We start from the raw sequence: 20,118 nt of genomic DNA on the forward strand, positions 1-20,118 counted from the left end.
CGGGCCCCGGTCGCGTCGGCCCAGCCCGTTCGGCCGCCTGGGCGGGACACCCCTGTCGGCCCGGCTGCGCGGCGGCCAGGCCGGGCACTTCGTCGGCGCCTACGGCCTCCTGGCCCTGACCGCCCTGCTGATCCTGGTCTTCTCGCTCACCCTGCCGCGCACCTTCCCCACCCGGGACACTCTCGACTCGATCCTGTTCACCCAGTCCATCCCCGCGATCCTCGCCCTGGCCGCGATGGTGCCCATCGTCACCGGCGCGTTCGACCTGTCCATCGGTTACGGACTCGGTCTCGCGCACGTCCTGGTGATGCAGCTCATCGTCGACGAAGGCTGGCCCTGGCCGCTGGTCTGCCTCACGGTGATCGTCGGAGGCGGTGTCGCCGGCGTCCTCAACGGCGTCATCGTCGAGTTCGGACGGATCGACTCGTTCATCGCCACGCTCGGGACCGGCAGCATGATGTACGCCGCGACCGGCTGGATCACCGACGGCAGCCGGATCGTCCCCGGCCCGCAGGGCCTCCCGGCCGCCTTCACCGACCTGTACAACTCCACGTTCCTCGGCCTGCCGGTGCCGGCGTTCTACGTGCTCGCGCTCACGGTCGTCCTCTGGCTGGTGCTGGAGCGGCTGCCACTCGGCCGCTACCTGTACGTCGTCGGTTCGAACCCGCGCGCCGCCGATCTGCTCGGCATCCCGATCCGTAAGTACACGGTGTACGCCTTCGCCACGTCGGGGCTGCTCGTCGGCTTCGCGGCGGTGCTGCTCGCGGCGCAGCAGCAGATCGGCAATCCGAGTGTCGGCCTCGACTATCTGCTGCCCGCCTTCGTCGGCGCCCTGCTGGGCTCCACCGCGATCAGGCCAGGCCGTCCCAACGCCCTCGGCACGCTCGTGGCCGTCGCCGTCCTGGCCGTCGGGCTCACCGGCATCGGCCAGGCGGGCGCCGACTTCTGGACGGTCCCGCTGTTCCACGGAGGCACCCTGCTGCTCGCCGTCGGCCTCGCCGGATACGCCGCCCGCCGCCGACTGCGCGTGGGCGCCTCGACGGCCCGCGACTCACCCGCCGGGCCGCCGGATCCGCCGTCCGGCCCGCCCCAGGACGGCGACCCGTCGCCCGGCACCGCGTGACCCGTGCCCGCCGACGTCGCCGACGTCCCGGCCCGTTCACCCCGCGTCTCCGCGCACCGTCGCACACACCTCCGCGAGGAGCTCCCGTGCACCCCACCCCCAAGACCTCACTCGGCGCCCTCAAGGTCAAATCCGGCGCCGCCGCTGCCCTCTTGGCCGCCGTGACCGTCCTGGCCGGATGCGAACGCGGCTCGCAGAGCGGGCAGGAGGACCCCCCGACCGGCCCGAACGGCTGTCCCGCGGTGCACGCCGAGGCCCGGACCGCGGTCGACCGGGCACAGCGGGCCGACGTCCCCTGGAACGGGCCGACCACCGGTCCCCGGGCCGTGTCCGGCAGGACCCTCGTCTACGTCGCCCAGACCATGACCAACCCGGGGGTCGCGGGAGCCGCCGACGGTGTGCGGGACGCCGCGCGGGTCATCGGCTGGAACGTCCGGGTGATCGACGGCGGCGGGACGCCCGCCGGCATCCAGGCGGCGATGAGCGAGGCGGTGGCGCTCAGGCCGTCGGGCATCGTCATCGGCGGCTTCGACCCCAACGCGACCTCGCAGCAGGTGACTCGGGCGGACGCGGCCGGCATTCCGCTCATCGGCTGGCACGCGGTAGCCGACCCGGGCCCGAGCAGGCGTCCCCCGCTCTTCACGAACGTCACGACCGACGTCCGTCAGGTGGCCCGGATCAGCGCGCGGTGGGTGATCGCCCGGTCCAACGGCGACGCGGGGGTCGTGATCTTCACCGACGCCTCGATCCCGTTCGCCCGGAACAAGTCCGAGCTGATCAGGAAGGAACTCGCCACCTGCGCAGGGGTGAAGCTGCTGTCGTACGAGAACATCCCGATCCCGGACGCGAGCAGCCGTACCCCACGCGAGGTGTCCTCTCTCCTGTCCCGCTTCCAGGACCGTTGGACCTACTCGGTGGCCATCAACGACCTCTATTTCGCCGACGCCGCGCCGGCGTTGCGCGCCGTCGGCCGGAACGGGTCCGGCCCGCCCTTCAACATCGGCGCCGGGGACGGCGATCCGTCCGCCTTCCAGCGCATCAACAGCGGGCAGTACCAGGCGGCGACCGTGCCCGAGCCGCTGTCGCTACAGGGCTGGCAGATCGTCGACGAGTTCAACCGTGCCTTCGCCGACCGTCCCGCGAGCGGGTACGTGTCCCCCGTCCACATCAGTACGGCCGACAACACCGACGGGGCCACGAGGTGGGATCCCACGGGATACCGGGTGGCGTACCGGAAGATCTGGGGCAAGTAGCCGCGCGGCAGACGCGGCCGTCGGCCCCGGAATTGAAGCAGTCGAGCACTGGAGCTCCGGAGCACTGGACACCACATGAATGACAGCTCACCCGACTCCCCACCGCCCCCTCCCCCGGCGGACAACGGACCGCTCGTCCCACGCGAGGAGTTCGACGCCCTGTTCGAGCGCGTACGCACCTGGGGGCGCTGGACCCCCGCCGACCGAGGCGCGTGGAACCGGGTCACGCCCGACCACGTCCGCCGGGCCACCGCCCTCGTCCGCACCGGCACCACCGTCCCCATGGCCCTGCCCTGGAACACGGTGCCCGGCCCCGACAACAGCCGGCCCGCCCTGCACTACATGTCCGACCTCGGGGACGTGGAGCCGCCGGAGCCGTCCTGCCACAAGGACTTCATCGCCGCCGACTACCACGGCAAGGGCGTCAGCCACCTGGACGCGCTCAGCCACATCGCCTATCGCGGACAGCTCTACGACGGGCGTACGGCCCGCGAGGTCGTCGACGCGTCCGGCGCCCGTTTCGGCGCGGTCGCCGCCCTCGGCGCCCTCGTCACCAGAGGCGTGCTGATCGACCTGCCGGCGGTTCTGGGCATCCGCTGGCTCGAACCGGGCACCGCCGTGCACGCCGAGGACGTGCTCGCCGCCGAGCAGGCACTCGGCGTGACCTTCGGCGAGGGGGACGCGGTCCTGCTCCGGTCAGGCCACTTCCGGCGCCGAGCGGAAGCCGGCCCCTGGAACCCGGACCACGCCAGTGCCGGCTTCCACGTGGACGCCGTGCCCCTGCTGGCCGAGCGGGGCATCGCGCTGCTCGGCGGCGACGGCGACAGCGACGTGCGGCCCTCCCCGGTCGACGGTGTGCACTCCCCCGTACACGCCCTCGCCCTGACCGCCATGGGGGTACCGCTGCTGGACAACCTCGACCTGGAGCCGCTGTCCTCGGTGTGCGCGGCGGAGGGTCGCTACGAGTTCCTGCTCGTCGTGGCACCGCTGAACGTGCCCGCGGGCACGGGCTCGCCGGTCAACCCGGTCGCGGTCCTGTGACGACGCGGGGCGCAGCGGCGGCCCCGCGGGCCGGGAACGGGAGGCGCCGCACAAATTGCCTGGCGCGTTTGCGGCGTGGCGGCGGAGACTCTTCCCATGGCTGACATGGGGGCGTTTCGGGACGCGGTCACCGGATGGGCGACCGGGGGCCCCGACGAGTCGGCGCGAGAGCTGGCCGCGCGGTTGCCGGTGCGGGCGGTCGTGCTGCTCGAAGGCCCCAGCGACGTGGCGGCGGTCAACGCGCTGGCCGAACGTCGCGGCCGGGATCTCGAAGCCGAGGGGGTCTGTGTACTGGCGATGGGCGGCGCGATGAGCGCCGGCCGTTTCGCCCGCCTCCTCGGACCACCCGGCCTGGGACTGCGGCTCACGGGGCTGTGCGACGAGGGCGAGCGGCGCTACTACGCCCGTGGCTGGGAGCGGGCGGGCGTGGCGCGCGAGGAGTTCTTCGTCTGCGCGGCCGACCTGGAGGACGAGCTGATCCGCGCGCTGGGCCCGGCCCGGGTCGAGGAACTGGTGCGGGAGGAGGGCGACCTGCGGCCCTTGCAGACCTTCCTGTGCCAGCCCGCGCAGCAGGGGCGCACCTCGCAACAGCAGCTGCGGCGCTTCTTCGGCACGAAGAGCGGCCGCAAGATCCATTACGGCCGTGTCCTCGTCGAGGCCCTCGAACCCGACCGTGTCCCTGAACCGCTGGAGGCCCTGCTCGCCGGTCTCTGAGCGCGCGGAGGCCGCAGTGCCTAGGGTCGGTGCCATGACCCCGTCGAGTCGTGACACCGCGGCGACCTCCTCGTCCAGCCGCACCCTGACCGCCGCCGTCGTCCAGGCGGCCGCCCCGCTGTTCGACACTCCGGCCGCGCTGCGTCGCGCGGAGGAGCTCATCAGGGAGGCGGTGCGGGAGCGAGGCGCGCAGGTCGTCGTGCTGCCGGAGGCGTTCGTAGGGGGCTATCCCAAGGGGCTGGACTTCGGCATCACGGTCGGGAGCCGCACCCCCGCCGGGCGGGAACTGTTCCGCCGGTATCACGCCGCCGCCATCGCGGTCCCCGGCCCGGAGGTGGACGCCCTGGCCGCCCTCAGCAGGGAGTTGGGGTGTCATGCCGTCGTCGGGGCGGTAGAGCGGCGCGGCGGCAGTCTGTACTGCGTCGCGCTGTTCTTCGGCCCGGACGGCTATCTGGGCCTGCACCGCAAGCTCATGCCGACCGCCGCCGAACGGTACTTGTGGGGTCAGGGCGACGGTTCCACGCTCCCGGTGATCGACACGGGCGCGGCCCGCCTGGGCTCGGCCATCTGCTGGGAGAACTACATGCCGTTGTTCCGTACGGCCATGTACGCCAAGGGAGTCGATCTGTGGTGCGCGCCGACCGTGGACGACCGTGACGCCTGGCAGGCCACCATGCGGCACATCGCGCTGGAGGGACGCTGCTTCGTCCTGAGCGCCTGTCAGTACCTGCGCCGCGACGGCCTGCCCGCCGACCTCCACCCCGTCCAGGGCGACGAGCCGGACACGGTCCTGATCGGCGGCGGCTCGCTGATCGTCTCCCCGCTCGGCGAGGTCCTCGCCGGCCCCTTGCGTGACGGCGAAGGAATCCTGACGGCGGACCTCGACCTCGACGAACTCACCCGCGCCCGCTTCGATTTCGACCCCGTCGGCCACTACGCACGACCTGACGTCTTCTCACTGCGCGTCGATACGTCGGCTCGGGCGGGCGTGCTGGGCGAGTGACGTCGGGTCGTGCCGGGCGTGGAGCCGGCCTGCGGGACCGGCCGGGCCCCAAGTGCCGCCGACCGGGCCGGGATGCCGGATCACGGCCGTCGAGACGCGTCGGCGGTGATCCGGGCCCGCCCCGGAAACATTGTGTTCACGACAAAGCAAACCCGGTGGTAACACCAGCTTTCTAGCGTGACCGGCTGTGGGATCGGCCCACTTCACCGCAGCACCCGCACCCAGCCCCACCGGGAGGCGTGGCATGAGTACCACCGAGTCACGGCTGACGACGTCCGGCGCGACGGACGCGAGCACGACGCAGACACCCGCCGACCAGGCGGTCAAGGAGACGCTGGAGGACTACACCCTCCGTTTCGCGCCCCGCAGTTACCGCCGCTGGAGCCCCATGGTCGTGGCCACCACGGCCCTCGGCGGCATCGCCTACATGGCCGACTTCTCCATCGGCGCGGGCATCGGCCTGGCCCACGGCACCGGCAACGCGCTGATCGCGATCGCCGTCGCCGCGGTCGTCATCTTCGTCACCGGGCTTCCGCTGGCGTACTACGGCGCCCGCTACAACATCGACCTCGACCTGATCACCCGCGGCTCCGGCTTCGGCTACTACGGCTCGGTCCTCACCAGCGTCATCTTCGCCAGCTTCACCTTCATCTTCTTCGCCCTCGAAGGCTCGATCATGGCCCAGGGCCTCAAGCTCGGCCTCGGGCTCCCGCTGTGGCTGGGCTATCTGGTCTCCACGCTGATGGTCATCCCGCTGGTGATCTACGGCATGAAGGCGCTCAGCAAACTCCAGGTGTGGACCACGCCGGTCTGGCTGCTGCTGATGGTCGGCCCGCTGGTCTACCTGGTCGCCACCGACCCGGGCACCGTCGACCGCTTCCTCGGGTACGCCGGTACCGACGGGGAGGGCGGCGTGAACACCGCGTCGGTGCTGTTGGGCGCCGGTGTGTGTCTGTCCCTCATCGCGCAGATCGGCGAGCAGATCGACTATCTGCGGTTCATGCCGCCCAAGACCGAGGAGAACAAGCGCGGTTGGTGGACCGCCGTGCTGATGGCCGGGCCCGGCTGGGTGGTGCTCGGGGCGCTGAAGCAGGCCATCGGTGTCTTCCTCGCCGTGTACATCCTGGCCGAGGTGGGCCCGGCGGCCGCGCCGGAGCCGATCCAGCAGTTCCGCAGCGCGTTCGACGCGATGATGCCGTCCTGGTTGGTCGTCCCGCTGGCCGTGGCCCTGGTGGTCATCAGCCAGATCAAGATCAATGTGACGAACGCGTACTCCGGCTCGCTGGCGTGGACGAACTCCTTCACCCGGGTGACGGGGCGCTACCCGGGGCGCATGATCTTCGTCCTGGTCAACCTGGCCTTCGCGCTGATCCTGATGGAAGCCGACATGTTCAGCTTCCTCAACAGCATCCTCGGCTTCTACTCGAACTGCGCCATCGCCTGGGTCGTCACCGTGGCGACCGACATCGGCGTCAACAAGTACGTGCTGAAACTGTCCCCGCTGCGGCCCGAGTTCCGGCGCGGCATGCTCCACGCCGTCAACCCGGTCGGCGTGGTGGCGTTCGTCGCCGCGTCCGGGCTGTCCATCGCGATGTACTTCCATGCCCTCGGCGACACCCTCCAGCCGTACTCCCCCGTCGCCGCGGCCCTGATCGCCTTCGTCCTCACCCCGCTGACGGCCGTCGTCACCAAGGGCAAGTACTACCTGCGCCGCGCCGACGACGGAATCGCCGAGCCCTACCTGGACGCCGACGGCAACCCGAGTGCGCTGACCCTCGACTGTCACGTCTGCCGGCAGCCCTACGAGCGCCCGGACCTCACCGCCTGCGCCACCCATGACGCGGTGGTCTGCTCGCTGTGTCTGAGCACGGACAAGGTGGGTGACCACGTGCTGCCGGCCACCGCCGCCTGACTCCGACCGACCTGCCCGGCACGGCGCCCCTACCGTCGGCTGCGCACGAGCAGATGGAGGAAGTACGGCGTGCCGATCACCGCGGTCATCAGGCCGGCGCCGAGTTGGGCGGGTGCGATCACGGTGCGGCCCAACAGGTCGGCGGTGCAGACGAGTACGGCGCCGAGCAGCACGGCCACCGTGACCACCCGGACGTGCTGTCGGCCCACGAGTGCCCGCGCCGCATGCGGGGCGACGAGGCCCACGAAACCGATGGTGCCCGCGGCGGCGACGGCGGTGGCGCTGAGCAGGACGCTGAGCAGCAGGAAGCCGAGGCGTCCGGATGCCAGGCTCAGCCCGAGCAGTCTCGGGGTGTCCTCGTCGAGGGACACGAGGTCGAGTTCGACACGTCGTAGGACCGCGACCGCCAGGCCCACGGCGAGGACGACGGACAGCGGCGCGACGTCGGACAGGGACCGGCCGTAGGTGGAGCCGGACAGCCAGGTGAGGGCCTTGGCCGCGTTGAACGGGTCGGTCAGGACGATCAGCAGGCTGACCAGCGCCGTGGTGCCGGTGGCCACGCCGATGCCGACGAGGACGAGCCGGTTCTGCTGGAATCCGCCTCGCGCGGCGAGTCCGAAGACGACCACGGAGCTCACGGCGGCGCCCGCGAAGGCCGCTCCCGCGACGCCCCAGGATCCGGCGGACGGCACGGTCGTCACGAGGAGCACCGCGCCGAGCGCGGCCCCGCCGGAGACGCCCAGGACGCCGGGCTCCGCGAGCGGATTGCGGGTCACGGCTTGGACGAGGGTGCCGGCGAGGGCGAGCGCGGCACCCGCGAGGAGCGCGGCGAGGACCCGGGGCACCCGGGTGTCGAGGACGAAGGAGACGGTACGGCCCGCCCTGCCCTGCGCCCAGTTCACGACGTCGCCCAGCAGCAGTTTGCTGTCGCCGAGCAGCACGGCGGCGATCGTCACACCGACGACCGCGGCGGCCAGGACGGCGGTGGTCGTGAGGAACACGGTCCGGCTTCTGATGCGCAACCGGTCGGGCGCGGCGGCAGCGGCCGTGTCCTTCAGCCGGGTGGCCATCACGACGAGGAACACGGCACCGACGAGGCTGGTGACGACGCCCGTCGGAACGGCGACCGCCAGGTCCGTGGGCACGAGGGCCCGCAGCAGCACGTCCGAGCCGAGCACCAGTGCCGCACCGGTCAGGGCGGTGATCGGCAGGCCCGCTCGGGTGCGCGCGAAGCGGTGGAACCTGCGGGCGAGGGCACGGACCAGGGCGGGGGCGCACAGACCGACGAAGCCGATCGGGCCGGCCAGCGTGACGGCCGCCGCGGAGAGCAGCACCGCGAGGACGACCGCCGTGACCCGGGTGGCGCGCACGGGGACGCCGATCCCGCGGGCGGCGTCGTCCCCGAGGGCCAGGGCATCGACCCGGCGTGCGACCAGCAGCAGCCCTGCGAGGCCGACGACGCCGAGCGGTGCGATCTGGACGATGCCGTCGAAGCCGTTCTGGCCGATGCTGCCCTGGTTCCACCGGTACAGGCCCTGTGTCTCCTGCGGGAAGAGCAGGAGCAGCCCCTCGGTCACGGCGGTCAGGCCGAGAGCGAGGGCGCTGCCGGCGAGCACGAGGCGGACGGTGCCCGCGCCGAGCCCGGACAGGCCGAGCACGACGGCGGCCGCCGCGAGGCCCCCGACGAAGGCGACGCCGGAGGAGGCGACCAGCGGCAGCGACACCCCGGTGACGGCGACGAGGCCGAGCGCCAGATAGGAACCCGCGTTCACGGCGAGGGTGTCGGGCGAGGCGAGCACGTTGCGGCTGACCGTCTGGAGGGCGGCGCCGGCCATGCCGAGCACCGCTCCGACGAGCAGCCCGGCGGTCATGCGTGGCAGCCGGGAGGCGATGACGACGGAGGCGTCGGCCGGGTCGGCCCGGCCGGTGAGCGCCTTGAGGACCTCACCGGCGCCGACGGCGGCCGTGCCCTGCGTGATGTCGACGACCGCGAGGGCGGCGACCAGCAGGACGAGAGCGGCCGTCACCGCGACCGCGCCGGTCCGGGACGTGGCGGACTGCGGCCGGGTGGCGGGAGGTGTTGCGGTGACGGCCATGGTGTTACTTCGTCAGCTCCTGGACGAGGGCGTCGATGTACGCCCCCATCGACCCCTGGCCGCCGAACATCCAGATGCCGTCGGGGAGTCGGTGGACGTTGCCCTTCTTCACGAACGGCAGGGAGGTCCACACCTTGTCCTTGGCGAGGGCGTCGGTGAACGGGGTGCTGCCCTTGTCCCCGTCGTTGCCGATGTAGGCGAACCGCACGTCGTCGCCCAGCTCGGTGAGGCCCTCGACGTCGGTGGTGCCGAGCCCGTAGTCCTTGTCGCCCTTGAGGGTCCAGGCGTTCTTCAGGCCGAGTTCCTCGTTGACGGCGCCGATCAGGGAGCCGCTGGTGTACGGCCGGATGGAGATCTGGTTGGAGATGTCGTAGCCGTCGGCGAAGGCGACCGGGGCGCCCGCGAGCCCGGCGTCGGCGAGGGCCTTCTTGCCCTCGGTGACCTTCGCGTCGAAGGCGTCCTTGAGTTCCTCGGCCCGCTCGGTGGTGCCGGTGGCCTCGGCGAGCAGGTCGAGGTTCTTGGTCATCTGCCCGATCGGGTCGGCGGCGCTGGCGGACCGTACCTCCACGACGGGCGCGACCTTGCGCAGTTGCTTCACGGCGGCCGGCGCCAGGTCGGTGCTGGCGACGATGAGGTCAGGCTTCAGGGCGGCGATGGTGTCCATGCTGGGCTCGCCGCGGGTGCCGATGTCCTTGGGCTCGTTCTTGAGCGGGACCGCGCTGTCCCAGGTCTTGTAGCCCTTGACGTCGGCGACGCCGACCGGGTCGACGCCGAGCGATATCAGGAGCTCGACCTCGTGCCACTCGGTTCCGACGACCTTCTTGGCGGGCCCGTCGAGTTCGACCTCGGTGCCGGAGGCGTCGGTGAGGGTGATGCCCTCGCCGGTCTTCTTCGCGTCGGCGCTGTCGGCGGCGGGCTCGGTGGTGCCGCAGGCGGTCAGGGCGAGCGCCGCGGCGGTGGCGGCCGCCGCGGTCGTGATCAGGCGTCTCATGAGGGTGTGCTGAGCCTTTCGGTTCGGGTGTGGTGCCGGCCGATCGCACGGGTGCGCAGCCGTCCGGTCAGGGGGTCGGTGCCGACTTCGATGCGGATGCCGTAGACGCCGGTCAGCCGCTCGGCCGTCAGTACGTCCTCGGGGAGTCCTTCCGCGGCGATCCGCCCGTCGTGGAGCAGCACGATCCGGTCGGCGAGGGCCGCGGCCTGGTCCAGGTCGTGCAGGACGGCGCCGACGGCGATCCCGTGGTCGTCGGCCAGGTCGCGGACGAGGTCGAGGAGTTCGATCTGGTAGCGCAGGTCGAGGTAGGTCGTCGGCTCGTCGAGGAGCAGTACGCCGGTCTCCTGGGCGAGGCAGCCGGCGAGCCATACCCGCTGGAGCTGTCCGCCGGAGAGGTGTTCCGCGCCGCGCCCGGCGAGTTCGGCGACGCCGGTCATGGCGAGCGCGCGTTCGACCGCGGCCGGGCCGTCCGGGTCGGCCCTGCCCCAGCGGCCCCGGTACGGATAGCGGCCGAACTCGACGACGTCCCGTACGGTCAGGCCGCCGGGGGTGGGGCGGCCCTGGGTCAACAGGGCGACCCTGCGTGAGAACTCACGAGGCGTCAGCGCCAGTCCGTCGGTGTCGTCGATGACGAGCGTGGCGGTCCTGGGCCGCTGCAACCGCGCGATGGTGCGCAGCAACGTCGACTTCCCGCTGCCGTTCGGACCCACCAGCACGGTCACTTGCCCCGGCCGCAGGGTCACCGACGCGCCGTGTACGACGTCGACGCCCTCGTAGGCCACGGTGACATCCGTGGCCGTCAGTTCATGACCGCGGGATCTCGCCGCGGAGGTTTCTTCGCCTGCCTGCACGCGACATAGGTTAGCCTAACCTAAATTCCACCTGTAAGGGGGTGGGAGGAGACCGGCACAAGGCGAAGACCGGCCAAAGGTCAGTCCTCCGCCGGTGACACGTCGGTGACCTTGCCCCGGGTGTCGGCCTCCAGGTAGCCGGCCTGGCCGTAGTCGTCGGTCAGGTAGACGGCGAGACCGGCCGGGGTGTCGAAGATGTCGTTGGGTTGCCTCACCATGACGTAACGGGTGTCCGGGTCGTCGACGTTGAGCTTCTTGTCCGCCTCGGCGAGCAGCGCGGGCACCGCGTCCCAGTTGAACCCGTCGAGGCTGACGGGCTGTTCACCGCCGGCGAGGGAGCTCTTGATGATGCCCTGCTCCACTCCTCGTCCCGGGCGGTAGGTGTAGGAGTCGTACTTGGTGTCGCTGCCGTCGACCATCACCTGGGCCGACACGAAGTCCTCGTAGACGGTGAAGTCGCCGAACCTGTCCCGGCCGGTCTCCTTCTCCAGGGCCTTGATGGCGGTGCGGATACCGTCCGGGGTGAGCAGGTCGGCGCTCTGCGCGTCCCCCGACCGCTCGGCGGCGGGAGCAGCGGTGGTCGAGGACTCGGTCGGCTCCCGGTCCGAGGCGGTACTGGACGGGTTTCGCGCGTCCGAGTCGTCCGCGCCGCTTCCCAGGGGCAGCAGCCACGACACCAGGACCACGGCGCCGATGAGGGAGGTCCCGGAGACGCTCAGCAATACCGCCCGTCCGGGCGTGCGTCGACGGTCCGACCGCACGGGCGTGGTGACCGGCTGGGGTGGCGGGAACGCGGGCCCGGGGTGGAGCGGCGGCCCGAAGCCGGTGGGCGCGGCCGGCGAGGGCGTGGCACCGAAGGGGACCGGTGTGGTCGGCGGGGCGGAGGTGCCCGGGGTCCAGGGTGAGGCGGGCGGCGGGTTCAGTGAGTACGAGGTGGGCTCGTCCCGCACCGCGTCCCGGCGGGGCGCCCCTGACTCGATCTCGCCCAGCAGGCGGTCCAGTTCGGCGGCGGACGGCCGGGCCGCGGGGTCCCGCACGAGCACGCGCATCAGGACGTCGCCCAGCGCACCGGCTCGTACGGGCGGCGGCACGTCGTCGCTGAGGACCGCGGCCAGGGTGGCCAGGGTGCTGCCCCGGCGGAGCGGGTGGTGGCCCTCCACCGCCGTGTACATCATCATCGCCAGCGACCACAGGTCGGAGGCGGCGCCGCCCTCGTGCCCCGAGATCCGTTCCGGGGCCATGAAGTCGGCGGTACCGATGATGGAGCCGGTGGCGGTCAGGCTGGACGTCTCGCGGATCGCCGCGATGCCGAAGTCGGTGAGGACGGGGCGGCCGTCGGGTCGCAGCAGCACGTTGGCGGGTTTGACGTCCCGATGCTGGATGCCGGCCTCGTGCGCGGCGGTCAGCGCGGCCAGCACTCCCCTGCCGATCCGCGCGGCCTCGGCGGGCGGCATCGGCCCCCGGTCCAGCAGGTCGGCCAGTGAACCACCGCTGACCAGCTCCATGACGAGCCAGGGGTATGTGCCGTCGCCGCCGTCGACTATGTGGTGGATCGTGACGACGTTCGGATGGTCGATCCGGGCCAGTGCCCTGGCCTCGCGCAGCACCCGCTCGCGCAGCATCCGCGCGCCCTCGGGGTCGTACTCGGCGAGGTCCCGGTCGGGCGGGCGGACCTCCTTGACCGCCACCAGCCTGTGCAGCACCAGGTCCCTGGCCCGCCAGACCGTGCCCATTCCCCCGCCGCCGAGACGCGCTTCCAACTCGAAGCGTCCGTCGACGACTCGTCTGCCAGGGCCTCTGTCTGCCTCACTCATGGGCGGGAGCTTAACGGCCGGCACCGACACCGTTGACAGGCTCCGATCATGGGGGCCGCGTCGGACGGACGCGCCGGGGAAAGTCGTCGGTGCGGCTGTCGTATCCGCGGGGCCGCCGATCGTCTTCTCAGTAGCAGGGCAGTCCCGCCCTGCTCAGCAACAACACGAAGGAGGCGAGAACATGTCGTCGACACCCGCACCGAAGCCGGTTCCCGACACCTACCGCCGGGTCACCCCGTGCCTGGTCGTCCAAGGCGCCGCGAAGGCGCTCGAGTTCTACCGCGAGGTGTTCGGGGCCACCGAACGGCTGCGGTTCCCCGGGCCCGGCGGGACCGTCGCGCACGCCGAGATCGAGATCGGGGACTCCGTCGTCATCGTCGAGGACCCGTCGCCGATGCTGGGGACCGAGGCTCCGCCCGCGAGCGGGCTGCCGGGCAGCCCCACGTTCCTGTTCGTCTACGTCGAGAATGTGGACGCGGTGGTCGGCCGGGCCGTGGAGCTGGGGGCGACGCTCGCGCGGGCGCCGCAGGACCAGTTCTACGGGGACCGGGACGGAACGATCGTGGACCCGTACGGGCACTGGTGGACCGTGGCCACCCATGTGGAGGACGTGTCCTCCGAGGAGGCGGAGCGGCGGATGGCCGCCATGATGGGACAGGGAGGCCAGGGATGAAGTACGTACTGCTCTTCGTCGAGACCGAGGAGTTCGCCCAGGAACTGCGGGCGATGGGCCCGGCCGAGCGGGCCCGGGCGTTCGAGCGGGTCAACGAGTGGATGGCCGCTCACGCCGACAAGATCACCGGCGGGCAGAAGCTGCGGGACCCGGAGACGGCGACGACCGTACGGCTGGAGGGCGGCGAGCCGGTCGTGGTCGACGGGCCGTTCGTCGAGGGCAAGGAGGTCGTCAGCGGCTACTCCGAGATCGAGGTGGCCGACCTCGACGAGGCCCTGCGCATGGTCCGCACCTGGCCCGGCTGCCCGGTGGTCGAGATCCGACCGGTGGAGACCGGCCCGATGAAGTGAGCGCCCGGTGAACTCGTCGCCGTACGAAGCGGCCGAGTCGCACGACCGGCTGGCCCACGTGGTCCGGGAGCACGCGGGCCGGCTGGCCGGTGCGCTGATCCAGGTGACCGGCGACTTCGCCACCGCCGAGGATCTGGTGCAGGACGCCGTGCTGGTGGCGCTCAGGACCTGGCCGCAGGACGGCATCCCGGAGCGGCCGGACGCGTGGCTGTTCACCGTGGCCCGGCGGCGCGGGCTCGATCTGCTGCGCCGCCAGGAGAACTACCGGCGCAAGCTCGCCCGATTGCGGTGGCCGCCGGACGACGGCGACGGGCCGGAGCCGGACGGGCGGCTGCGGCTGATCTTCACCTGCTGCCACCCGGCGCTGACGCGGGAGGCGCAGATCGCCCTCACCCTGCGGGTGGTGTGCGGGCTGACCACGGCACAGATCGCCCGTGCGTTCCTGGTGCGGGAGTCCACCGTGGCGCAGCGCATCACGCGGGCCAAGCAGAAGATCACCAAGGCGGGGATCCCGTACCGGGTGCCCGACGACGAGGAGCTCGGCAGTCGCCTCTCCCAGGTGCTCGCGGTGATCTACCTGCTGTTCAACGAGGGCTACCTGTCCACCGCCGGACAGGCGCAGTCGCACGACCTGGCCGACGACGCCGAGTGGCTGGCGGCCCTGCTGGACCGGCTGATGCCGACCGAGCCGGAGGTGGCGGGGCTGCTGGCGCTGATCCGGCTGCACCGCGCCCGTACGGCCGCCCGCTTCACCCCGGAGGGCACCCTGGTGCGGCTGGCGGACCAGGACCGCTCCCTGTGGGACCACGAGACGATCGCGGCAGCAGCGGCCCTGCTGACCCGCGCCATCCGGCGGCAGCGCCCAGGGCCGTACCAGCTCCAGGCCGCCATCGTGGCCGTCCACGCGGAGGCGGCGCGCTGGGCGGACACCGACTGGGAGCAGATCGTGCTGCTGTACGACATGCTGCTGCACCTCGCCCCGTCACCGGTCACCCGCCTGCACCGGGCCATCGCGCTGAGGTACACCCAGGGCCCGCCGGCCGCCCTGGCCGCGGTGAACAGCCTGGCCGCGGACCTCGACGGCTACTACCTGTTCCACGCGACCCGGGCCGACCTGCTGCGCGCGCTGGACCGGCCCGAGGAGGCCCGTGCCGCGGACCGGCTCGCCCTGGACCTGACCACCAACCCGGCCGAACGTGTTCTGCTCCAGGAACGCGCCTCCTCCTGAGCGAGTTCCGGCCCTCGGCTCATGCGTCCGGCCCCTGCCCGTCCCCGCCTGCCGGGACCGTCCCGTCGCCGCGTGCCTCGATCGCGTGCAAGACCGCCACCATGTCCTCGTCGCCGTGCCCCTGGGCGACGGTCTCGTCGAAGAGGGTGTGGCAGATGTCGAGGAGGGGTGAGGCCAGTCCGTTCTTGCGGGCGGCCTCGGCGATCAGACGGTTGTTCTTCAGTACGTCCGCGGCGCCGGCCTGCACGGAGAAGTCCCGCGCCAGCAGCTTCGGCGCCTTCATCCGGGACACGGCGCTGGCCATCGGTCCCGCGTCCAGGACGTCGACGAACAGCCGCCGGTCGAGTCCGTGCCGGTCGGCGAAATGGAACGCTTCGGTCAGCCCGGTCACCTGCGCGATCAGGAACAGGTTCACCGACAGCTTCATCAGCAGGGCACCCGGTACGGCACCGCAGTCGAAGGCCTCACGGCAGAGGGGGGCGAGCAGCGGACGCACCCTCGCCACGGCGTCGTCGTCGCCCGCCAGCAGCGCCACCAACCGCCCCTGCTCCGCCGGGACCCGGGAGCCGGAGACGGGCGCCTCGACATAACTCGCCCCCGCGGCCAGGAGATCGTCCCGCAGCGCGCCCGAGTACTCCGGCGAGGTGGTGCCCATGTGGACGACGGTGCGTCCGGAGACCCTGGGCGCGAATGCGGGTGTGCCACGTGCGAGGACCGCGTCGATGGCGGGTTCGTCGGCCAGCATCAGGAACACGACGCCGGCCCGCTCGAACACCTCGGCCGCACCGGCGGCGACCTCGGCGCCGGCGGCGCGCAGGGGTTCGCAGCGCTCGGGCGTGCGGTTCCACACGAGGAGCGGTGTCCCGGAGCGGGCGAGGTTGAGCGCCATGGGGCGGCCCATGACTCCCAGGCCGATGAAACCCACGTACACGATGCACCGCCGTTTCCGGCTCGCGCGGAGGTCGAGCCGTCGTCGCCCACTATGACAGCGGTCATAGTAGTCGCCTCTATGACAGCGGTCATAGGATGGCGCGGGAAGGTGACGAGACTCCGGGAGGTCGGGATGGCGGTGTCCGAACGGGGACCGCGGGAGCGGATGGTGTTCAGCGCAGCGCAGCTGATCCGGCGTGACGGGGTCGCGGCCACGGGGATGCGTGAGGTCGCCGCGCACGCCGGCGCGCCTCGCGGCTCGCTCCAGCACTACTTCCCGGGCGGCAAGGAACAGTTGGTCAACGAGGCCCTGGGATGGGCGGGCCGGTACGCGAGCGATCGCGTCGCCCGGTTCCTCGCCGCGCTGGACGAGCCGACACCCGGCGGGCTGTTCGCGCTGATGGTGCGCCAGTGGACCGACGAGTACGAGGCCGTCGGGTTCGCGGGCGGCTGTCCCGTCGCGGCGGCCACGGTGGACTGCGCCGAGTCCATCGACTCCACGCGGGAGGCGGCGGCCGCTGCGTTCGCCACCTGGACCGGGCCGGTGACCGTGGCCCTGGTGGACATGGGAGTGCCCGACGAGCGGGCCGGCGCGCTCGCCACCCTCATGATCAGCGCACTGGAGGGGGCGATCCTGATGGCGCGGGCCGAGCGCGACGTACGGCCGCTGACGACGGTGGCGCGGGAACTCGGTCCGCTGCTCGACGGCGCGGTGCACGGCGCCGGTTGATCCCACCGGACAACGCCCCGGGCCCAACGGCTCTGCCGACCCGAATAATTGACGGTGGATCAGTCATGGCTGCGGTTGCCTGTGGGTCTCGCGATGGTCGGACCGTCCCTGCCCAAGACGGCGGGCCCCCGGGGGACTCCCCCAGCGGGCCGGAACCCCCCACGGCGGCCTCCGGCCGCTGCTGATGCGGCGACGGCCGGTCCGACGCAGACTGGACGGGTGACTGGCACGTCTTCAGGACGTGGCGAGGCCACGTCCGTATCCGGTTCGGCACCACGGCAGACCGTGGCGCTGGCGGCGATGATGTTCGCCGTCGCGATGACGTTCATCGACCAGACGATCGTCTCCATCGCCGCCCCCGACATCGTCCGCGAACTGGGCCTGTCGGCCTCCGGCATGCAGTGGGTCGTGAACGCCTATCTGCTCGCCCTCGCCGCGTTCTTCGCCCTCGGCGGGCGTCTGGCGGACCTGTACGGTCCGCGCAGGCTGGTCGTGATCGGCACGATGGTGTTCGTCATCTCGTCGGTGCTGTGCGGCTGCGTGCCCAAGGGCGACGGGGCGCAGGCCTGGCTGATCGGGTTCCGGGCCGTTCAGGGGCTCGGGGCGGCGCTGCTGTTCCCGGCGGCACTGGCCGTGGTGGTGGCGGTGTTCCCACCCGAGCGGCGCGGCCGTGCCCTGGCGCTGTTCTTCGGGCTGTCCGGCGCGTTGACCGCCATCGGCCCGCTGTTGGGCGGCTGGCTGACGGCGGGCTGGACCTGGCGTGCGGTGTTCTGGGTCAATGTCCCCGTGGCCGTCGTGGCGCTGGCCCTGACCGCGTGGGCCCACATCGCGGACCGGAGGCGACCGGGCACCCTCGACGTGCCGGGAGCCGCGCTGATGGCCATCGGCATGGGCCTGAGCGTCCTCGGCTTCCAGCAGGCGTGGTCCTGGGGCTGGGACAGCGCCGCGACCTGGGGCTGCATCGCGGGTGGCCTGGTGATCCTGCTGGTGTTCGTCCGGTACGAGCAGAGGGTGCGCAATCCGCTGATCGATCTGCGGGTCTTCCGGGACCGGGCGTTCACCATGGACGCGGCGGTGCTGTTCTTCGCGATGCTCGCCTTCGTACCGCTGTTCTTCTTCGCCTCCGTGTACGCCCAGGTGTCGCTGAGCGCCTCCCCCAACCAGGCAGCGCTGTTCCTGCTGTACTTCTTCGCCGGGTTCGCCATCGCCTCGCAGTGGGGCGGCCGGATCCTCGACAAGCAGGGCGCGCGCCCGGCGCTGAAGCTGGGCACGGTGGTGGGCGCCGTCGGGTTCGCGCTGTGGGCGGGCAAGCTCACCGATCTGTCCATGCACGACCAGTGGCCGTACGCGGCCCTGGCCGGCGCGGGCATCGGCTTCATCCTCGCCCCCGCCTCCACCGACGCCGTCAACCGGGCCATCGGTCCCTCCTACGGCGAGGTCACGGGCATCACCCAGACGGTGCGCAACTACGCGGCGAGCGTGGGCCTCGCCGTCTTCGGCACCATCCTGACCCACGTCACCAACACCAACGTGACGAACACCCTGGAGGCCCGCGGCCTGCCCTCGAACGTCGCGGACGACGTGGCCCACGGCGTCACCGAGTCCATCACCGGCAACGGCGACTCCAGCACGCCCACCGGCTCGGGAGCCGTCGCCACGGCCACGCGGAACGCGATGAACGCGATCCGCATGGACTTCGCCGAGGCCAACCAGTGGGTGTTCTACGGCATGGCCATCGCCCTGGGCGTCGGCTTCCTGTGCGCCCTGCGGCACCCCGGCGGGCGGGCGGTCACGTCCCAGGACGCGGACCAGGAGGAGCGCACGCCCGGTCGGACGCCCACGGCGCCGCAGCCGTAGCAGCCCGAAACGGCGGCCGCTCAGAGGAAGCTGACCCCCTGGGCGAGCGGGAGCTCGCTGGAGTAGTTGATGGTGTTGGTCGCCGCGCGCATGTAGGACTTCCAGGCGTCGGAGCCGGACTCGCGGCCGCCGCCGGTCTCCTTCTCACCGCCGAAGGCGCCGCCGATCTCGGCCCCCGACGTGCCGATGTTGACGTTGGCGATGCCGCAGTCCGAGCCGGCGGCGGACAGGAAGATCTCGGCCTCCTGCTGGTCGCGGGTGAAGATGCTGGACGACAGCCCCTGCGGGACGTCGTTGTGCAGCGCGATCGCCTGGTCGAGGGTGTCGTAGGTGAGGACGTACAGGATGGGGGCGAAGGTCTCCTCCCGGACGACGTCGGTCTGTTCGTCGACGCGGACGACGACCGGCTCCACGTAGGCGGCCGTCCCCGCCTGCTCGGCCAGCCGGCGGTTGCCGCCCACCAGGATCTTGCCGCCCTGCGCCTGGACCCGGGCCAGCGCGTCCCGCATGCGGGTGTGGGCCTCGGTGGAGATGAGCGGGCCGACGAGCGTGGTGTCCTCGAAGGGGCTGCCGATCGGGAGTTTGCGGTAGGCGGCGGTCAGCCGTTCGATCAGGGTGTCGGCGATGTCGCGGTGCACGATGAGGCGCCGCAGGCTGGTGCAGCGCTGGCCCGCGGTGCCGGCCGCGGCGAAGACGATGCCCTGGACGGCGAGGTCGAGGTCGGCGGACGGGGCGACGATCGCGGCGTTGTTGCCGCCGAGTTCGAGCAGGGTCCGGCCGAAGCGGGCGGCGACGCGCGGGCCGACCTCGCGGCCCATGCGGGTGGAGCCGGTGGCGCTGACGAGGGCGACGCGGGGGTCGTCGACGAGCTTCTCGCCCACCGCGCGGTCGCCGAGCAGGAGTCGGTGCACGTCACGGGGCGCGCCGGTCTCCTCGGCGGCGCGGGCCAGCAGGTGGTGGCAGGCCAGGGCGGTCAGCGGGGTCAGTTCCGAGGGCTTCCAGACCACGGTGTCGCCGCAGACCAGGGCAACGGCGGTGTTCCACGACCACACGGCCACGGGGAAGTTGAAGGCGGAGATGACACCCACCACGCCGAGCGGGTGCCAGGTCTCGGCGAGTCGGTGGCCGGGCCGTTCGGAGGCGATCGTACGGCCGTACAGCTGGCGGGACAGGCCGACCGCGAACTCGCAGATGTCGATCATCTCCTGGACCTCGCCGAGCGCCTCGGAGCGGATCTTGCCCGCCTCGATGGTGACGAGGTCGGCCAGCTCGCCCTTGTGCTCACGCAGCAACTCGCCGAGCCGGCGGACGAGTTCGCCACGCCGCGGTGCGGGGGTCGTGCGCCAGGTCAGGAAGGCCGCCCGTGCCGCCGCGACCGCCTCTTCCGTGTCGGCGTCGGCGGCGGCCCTCAGTCCGAAGAGGTGCTCGCCGGTGACGGGGGTGCGGGCCTGGAGGTCCTCGCCCTCGGGGACGGTGACTCCGATGCGCTCCAGCGCCCCGCGGGCGCGGGTGCGGAGGTCGTCCGTGGTGGGCAGTGCGGTGCTGGTCATGA

17 protein-coding genes are annotated in these 20,118 nt (G+C 72.1%); 11 read left to right on the forward strand and 6 right to left on the reverse strand.

The features are described from left to right. The first annotated feature begins 37 nt into the window (after nucleotides 1–37). From ACIQWG_RS13620 to ACIQWG_RS13645, 6 genes are all read left to right on the forward strand, one after another. Complete coding sequence (locus tag ACIQWG_RS13620; RefSeq protein WP_404095838.1) at nucleotides 38–1,123, forward strand: ABC transporter permease; 1,086 nt, start codon at nucleotides 38–40, stop codon at nucleotides 1,121–1,123. 86 nt (nucleotides 1,124–1,209) lie between these two features. After that, nucleotides 1,210–2,376 carry a substrate-binding domain-containing protein gene (locus ACIQWG_RS13625; protein WP_404094378.1) on the forward strand — a complete coding sequence of 389 codons (1,167 nt, stop codon included), beginning with the start codon at nucleotides 1,210–1,212 and terminating at the stop codon, nucleotides 2,374–2,376. 75 nt (nucleotides 2,377–2,451) lie between these two features. Continuing rightward, nucleotides 2,452–3,417 carry a cyclase family protein gene (locus ACIQWG_RS13630; protein WP_404094379.1) on the forward strand — a complete coding sequence of 322 codons (966 nt, stop codon included), beginning with the start codon at nucleotides 2,452–2,454 and terminating at the stop codon, nucleotides 3,415–3,417. Nucleotides 3,418–3,513: 96 nt separating this feature from the next. Continuing rightward, nucleotides 3,514–4,131 (forward strand): TOPRIM nucleotidyl transferase/hydrolase domain-containing protein, encoded by a 618-nt coding sequence (locus ACIQWG_RS13635; protein ID WP_404094381.1) that lies wholly within the window; start codon nucleotides 3,514–3,516, stop codon nucleotides 4,129–4,131. Between the two features lie 34 nt (nucleotides 4,132–4,165). Further along, on the forward strand, nucleotides 4,166–5,134 hold the full coding sequence (locus tag ACIQWG_RS13640) for a nitrilase-related carbon-nitrogen hydrolase (protein ID WP_404094383.1): 969 nt from the start codon (nucleotides 4,166–4,168) through the stop codon (nucleotides 5,132–5,134). 244 nt (nucleotides 5,135–5,378) lie between these two features. After that, a complete protein-coding gene (locus tag ACIQWG_RS13645) occupies nucleotides 5,379–7,046 on the forward strand; it encodes a purine-cytosine permease family protein (RefSeq protein WP_404094386.1) in 1,668 nt (555 codons plus the stop codon). Nucleotides 7,047–7,075: 29 nt separating this feature from the next. Here ACIQWG_RS13645 and ACIQWG_RS13650 read toward each other — a convergent pair whose 3' ends face one another. The 4 genes from ACIQWG_RS13650 to ACIQWG_RS13665 form a co-directional block, all read right to left on the reverse strand. Then, complete coding sequence (locus ACIQWG_RS13650) at nucleotides 7,076–9,142, reverse strand: iron ABC transporter permease (protein WP_404094388.1); 2,067 nt, start codon at nucleotides 9,140–9,142, stop codon at nucleotides 7,076–7,078. A 4-nt stretch (nucleotides 9,143–9,146) separates the two neighbouring features. Beyond that, nucleotides 9,147–10,133 carry an iron-siderophore ABC transporter substrate-binding protein gene (locus ACIQWG_RS13655; RefSeq protein ID WP_404094391.1) on the reverse strand — a complete coding sequence of 329 codons (987 nt, stop codon included), beginning with the start codon at nucleotides 10,131–10,133 and terminating at the stop codon, nucleotides 9,147–9,149. Then, the gene (locus tag ACIQWG_RS13660) at nucleotides 10,130–10,984 is read right to left on the reverse strand and encodes an ABC transporter ATP-binding protein (RefSeq protein ID WP_404094392.1); all 855 of its coding nucleotides are present in this window, start codon (nucleotides 10,982–10,984) and stop codon (nucleotides 10,130–10,132) included. Before ACIQWG_RS13660 ends, ACIQWG_RS13655 begins: the two co-directional genes overlap by 4 nt. 80 nt (nucleotides 10,985–11,064) lie before the next feature. Next, the gene (locus ACIQWG_RS13665) at nucleotides 11,065–12,798 is read right to left on the reverse strand and encodes a serine/threonine-protein kinase (RefSeq protein ID WP_404094395.1); all 1,734 of its coding nucleotides are present in this window, start codon (nucleotides 12,796–12,798) and stop codon (nucleotides 11,065–11,067) included. A 181-nt stretch (nucleotides 12,799–12,979) separates the two neighbouring features. Between ACIQWG_RS13665 and ACIQWG_RS13670 the strand changes: the two genes are divergently transcribed. The 3 genes from ACIQWG_RS13670 to ACIQWG_RS13680 are packed head-to-tail and all read left to right on the forward strand — an operon-like array spanning nucleotide 12,980 to nucleotide 15,049. Next, nucleotides 12,980–13,471 (forward strand): VOC family protein, encoded by a 492-nt coding sequence (locus ACIQWG_RS13670; RefSeq protein WP_404094398.1) that lies wholly within the window; start codon nucleotides 12,980–12,982, stop codon nucleotides 13,469–13,471. After that, entirely contained in the window at nucleotides 13,468–13,821 is a 354-nt protein-coding gene (locus ACIQWG_RS13675) for a YciI family protein (RefSeq protein ID WP_404094401.1), read from the forward strand. The genes ACIQWG_RS13670 and ACIQWG_RS13675 overlap by 4 nt, the downstream gene beginning before the upstream one ends. Nucleotides 13,822–13,828: 7 nt before the next feature. Next, nucleotides 13,829–15,049, forward strand: a complete 1,221-nt coding sequence (locus ACIQWG_RS13680) for an RNA polymerase sigma factor (protein WP_404094404.1) — start codon at nucleotides 13,829–13,831, stop codon at nucleotides 15,047–15,049. A gap of 19 nt (nucleotides 15,050–15,068) precedes the next feature. Here ACIQWG_RS13680 and ACIQWG_RS13685 read toward each other — a convergent pair whose 3' ends face one another. Further along, nucleotides 15,069–15,980 carry an NAD(P)-dependent oxidoreductase gene (locus tag ACIQWG_RS13685; protein WP_404094407.1) on the reverse strand — a complete coding sequence of 304 codons (912 nt, stop codon included), beginning with the start codon at nucleotides 15,978–15,980 and terminating at the stop codon, nucleotides 15,069–15,071. Between the two features lie 132 nt (nucleotides 15,981–16,112). Between ACIQWG_RS13685 and ACIQWG_RS13690 the strand changes: the two genes are divergently transcribed. After that, entirely contained in the window at nucleotides 16,113–16,709 is a 597-nt protein-coding gene (locus ACIQWG_RS13690) for a TetR/AcrR family transcriptional regulator (RefSeq protein ID WP_404094409.1), read from the forward strand. Between the two features lie 300 nt (nucleotides 16,710–17,009). Beyond that, nucleotides 17,010–18,566 (forward strand): MFS transporter, encoded by a 1,557-nt coding sequence (locus tag ACIQWG_RS13695; RefSeq protein ID WP_404095841.1) that lies wholly within the window; start codon nucleotides 17,010–17,012, stop codon nucleotides 18,564–18,566. Nucleotides 18,567–18,586: 20 nt separating this feature from the next. Here ACIQWG_RS13695 and ACIQWG_RS13700 read toward each other — a convergent pair whose 3' ends face one another. After that, the gene (locus ACIQWG_RS13700; RefSeq protein ID WP_404094411.1) at nucleotides 18,587–20,116 is read right to left on the reverse strand and encodes an aldehyde dehydrogenase family protein; all 1,530 of its coding nucleotides are present in this window, start codon (nucleotides 20,114–20,116) and stop codon (nucleotides 18,587–18,589) included. Nucleotides 20,117–20,118: the final 2 nt, after the last annotated feature.

It is taken from the genome of Streptomyces sp. NPDC098781, from assembly GCF_044759995.1.
GTDB lineage: Bacteria > Actinomycetota > Actinomycetes > Streptomycetales > Streptomycetaceae > Streptomyces.

Excerpts from the sequence above, each read along its gene's own strand:
- ACIQWG_RS13630 (WP_404094379.1), top strand. The coding sequence starts at position 2,452 with ATGAATGACAGCTCACCCGACTCCCCACCGCCCCCTCCCCCGGCGGAC.
- ACIQWG_RS13635 (WP_404094381.1), top strand. The coding sequence starts at position 3,514 with ATGGCTGACATGGGGGCGTTTCGGGACGCGGTCACCGGATGGGCGACC.
- ACIQWG_RS13640 (WP_404094383.1), top strand. The coding sequence starts at position 4,166 with ATGACCCCGTCGAGTCGTGACACCGCGGCGACCTCCTCGTCCAGCCGC.
- ACIQWG_RS13645 (WP_404094386.1), top strand. The coding sequence starts at position 5,379 with ATGAGTACCACCGAGTCACGGCTGACGACGTCCGGCGCGACGGACGCG.
- ACIQWG_RS13650 (WP_404094388.1), bottom strand. The coding sequence starts at position 9,142 with ATGGCCGTCACCGCAACACCTCCCGCCACCCGGCCGCAGTCCGCCACG.
- ACIQWG_RS13655 (WP_404094391.1), bottom strand. The coding sequence starts at position 10,133 with ATGAGACGCCTGATCACGACCGCGGCGGCCGCCACCGCCGCGGCGCTC.
- ACIQWG_RS13665 (WP_404094395.1), bottom strand. The coding sequence starts at position 12,798 with ATGAGTGAGGCAGACAGAGGCCCTGGCAGACGAGTCGTCGACGGACGC.
- ACIQWG_RS13670 (WP_404094398.1), top strand. The coding sequence starts at position 12,980 with ATGTCGTCGACACCCGCACCGAAGCCGGTTCCCGACACCTACCGCCGG.
- ACIQWG_RS13675 (WP_404094401.1), top strand. The coding sequence starts at position 13,468 with ATGAAGTACGTACTGCTCTTCGTCGAGACCGAGGAGTTCGCCCAGGAA.
- ACIQWG_RS13690 (WP_404094409.1), top strand. The coding sequence starts at position 16,113 with ATGGCGGTGTCCGAACGGGGACCGCGGGAGCGGATGGTGTTCAGCGCA.
- ACIQWG_RS13695 (WP_404095841.1), top strand. The coding sequence starts at position 17,010 with ATGATGTTCGCCGTCGCGATGACGTTCATCGACCAGACGATCGTCTCC.
- ACIQWG_RS13700 (WP_404094411.1), bottom strand. The coding sequence starts at position 20,116 with ATGACCAGCACCGCACTGCCCACCACGGACGACCTCCGCACCCGCGCC.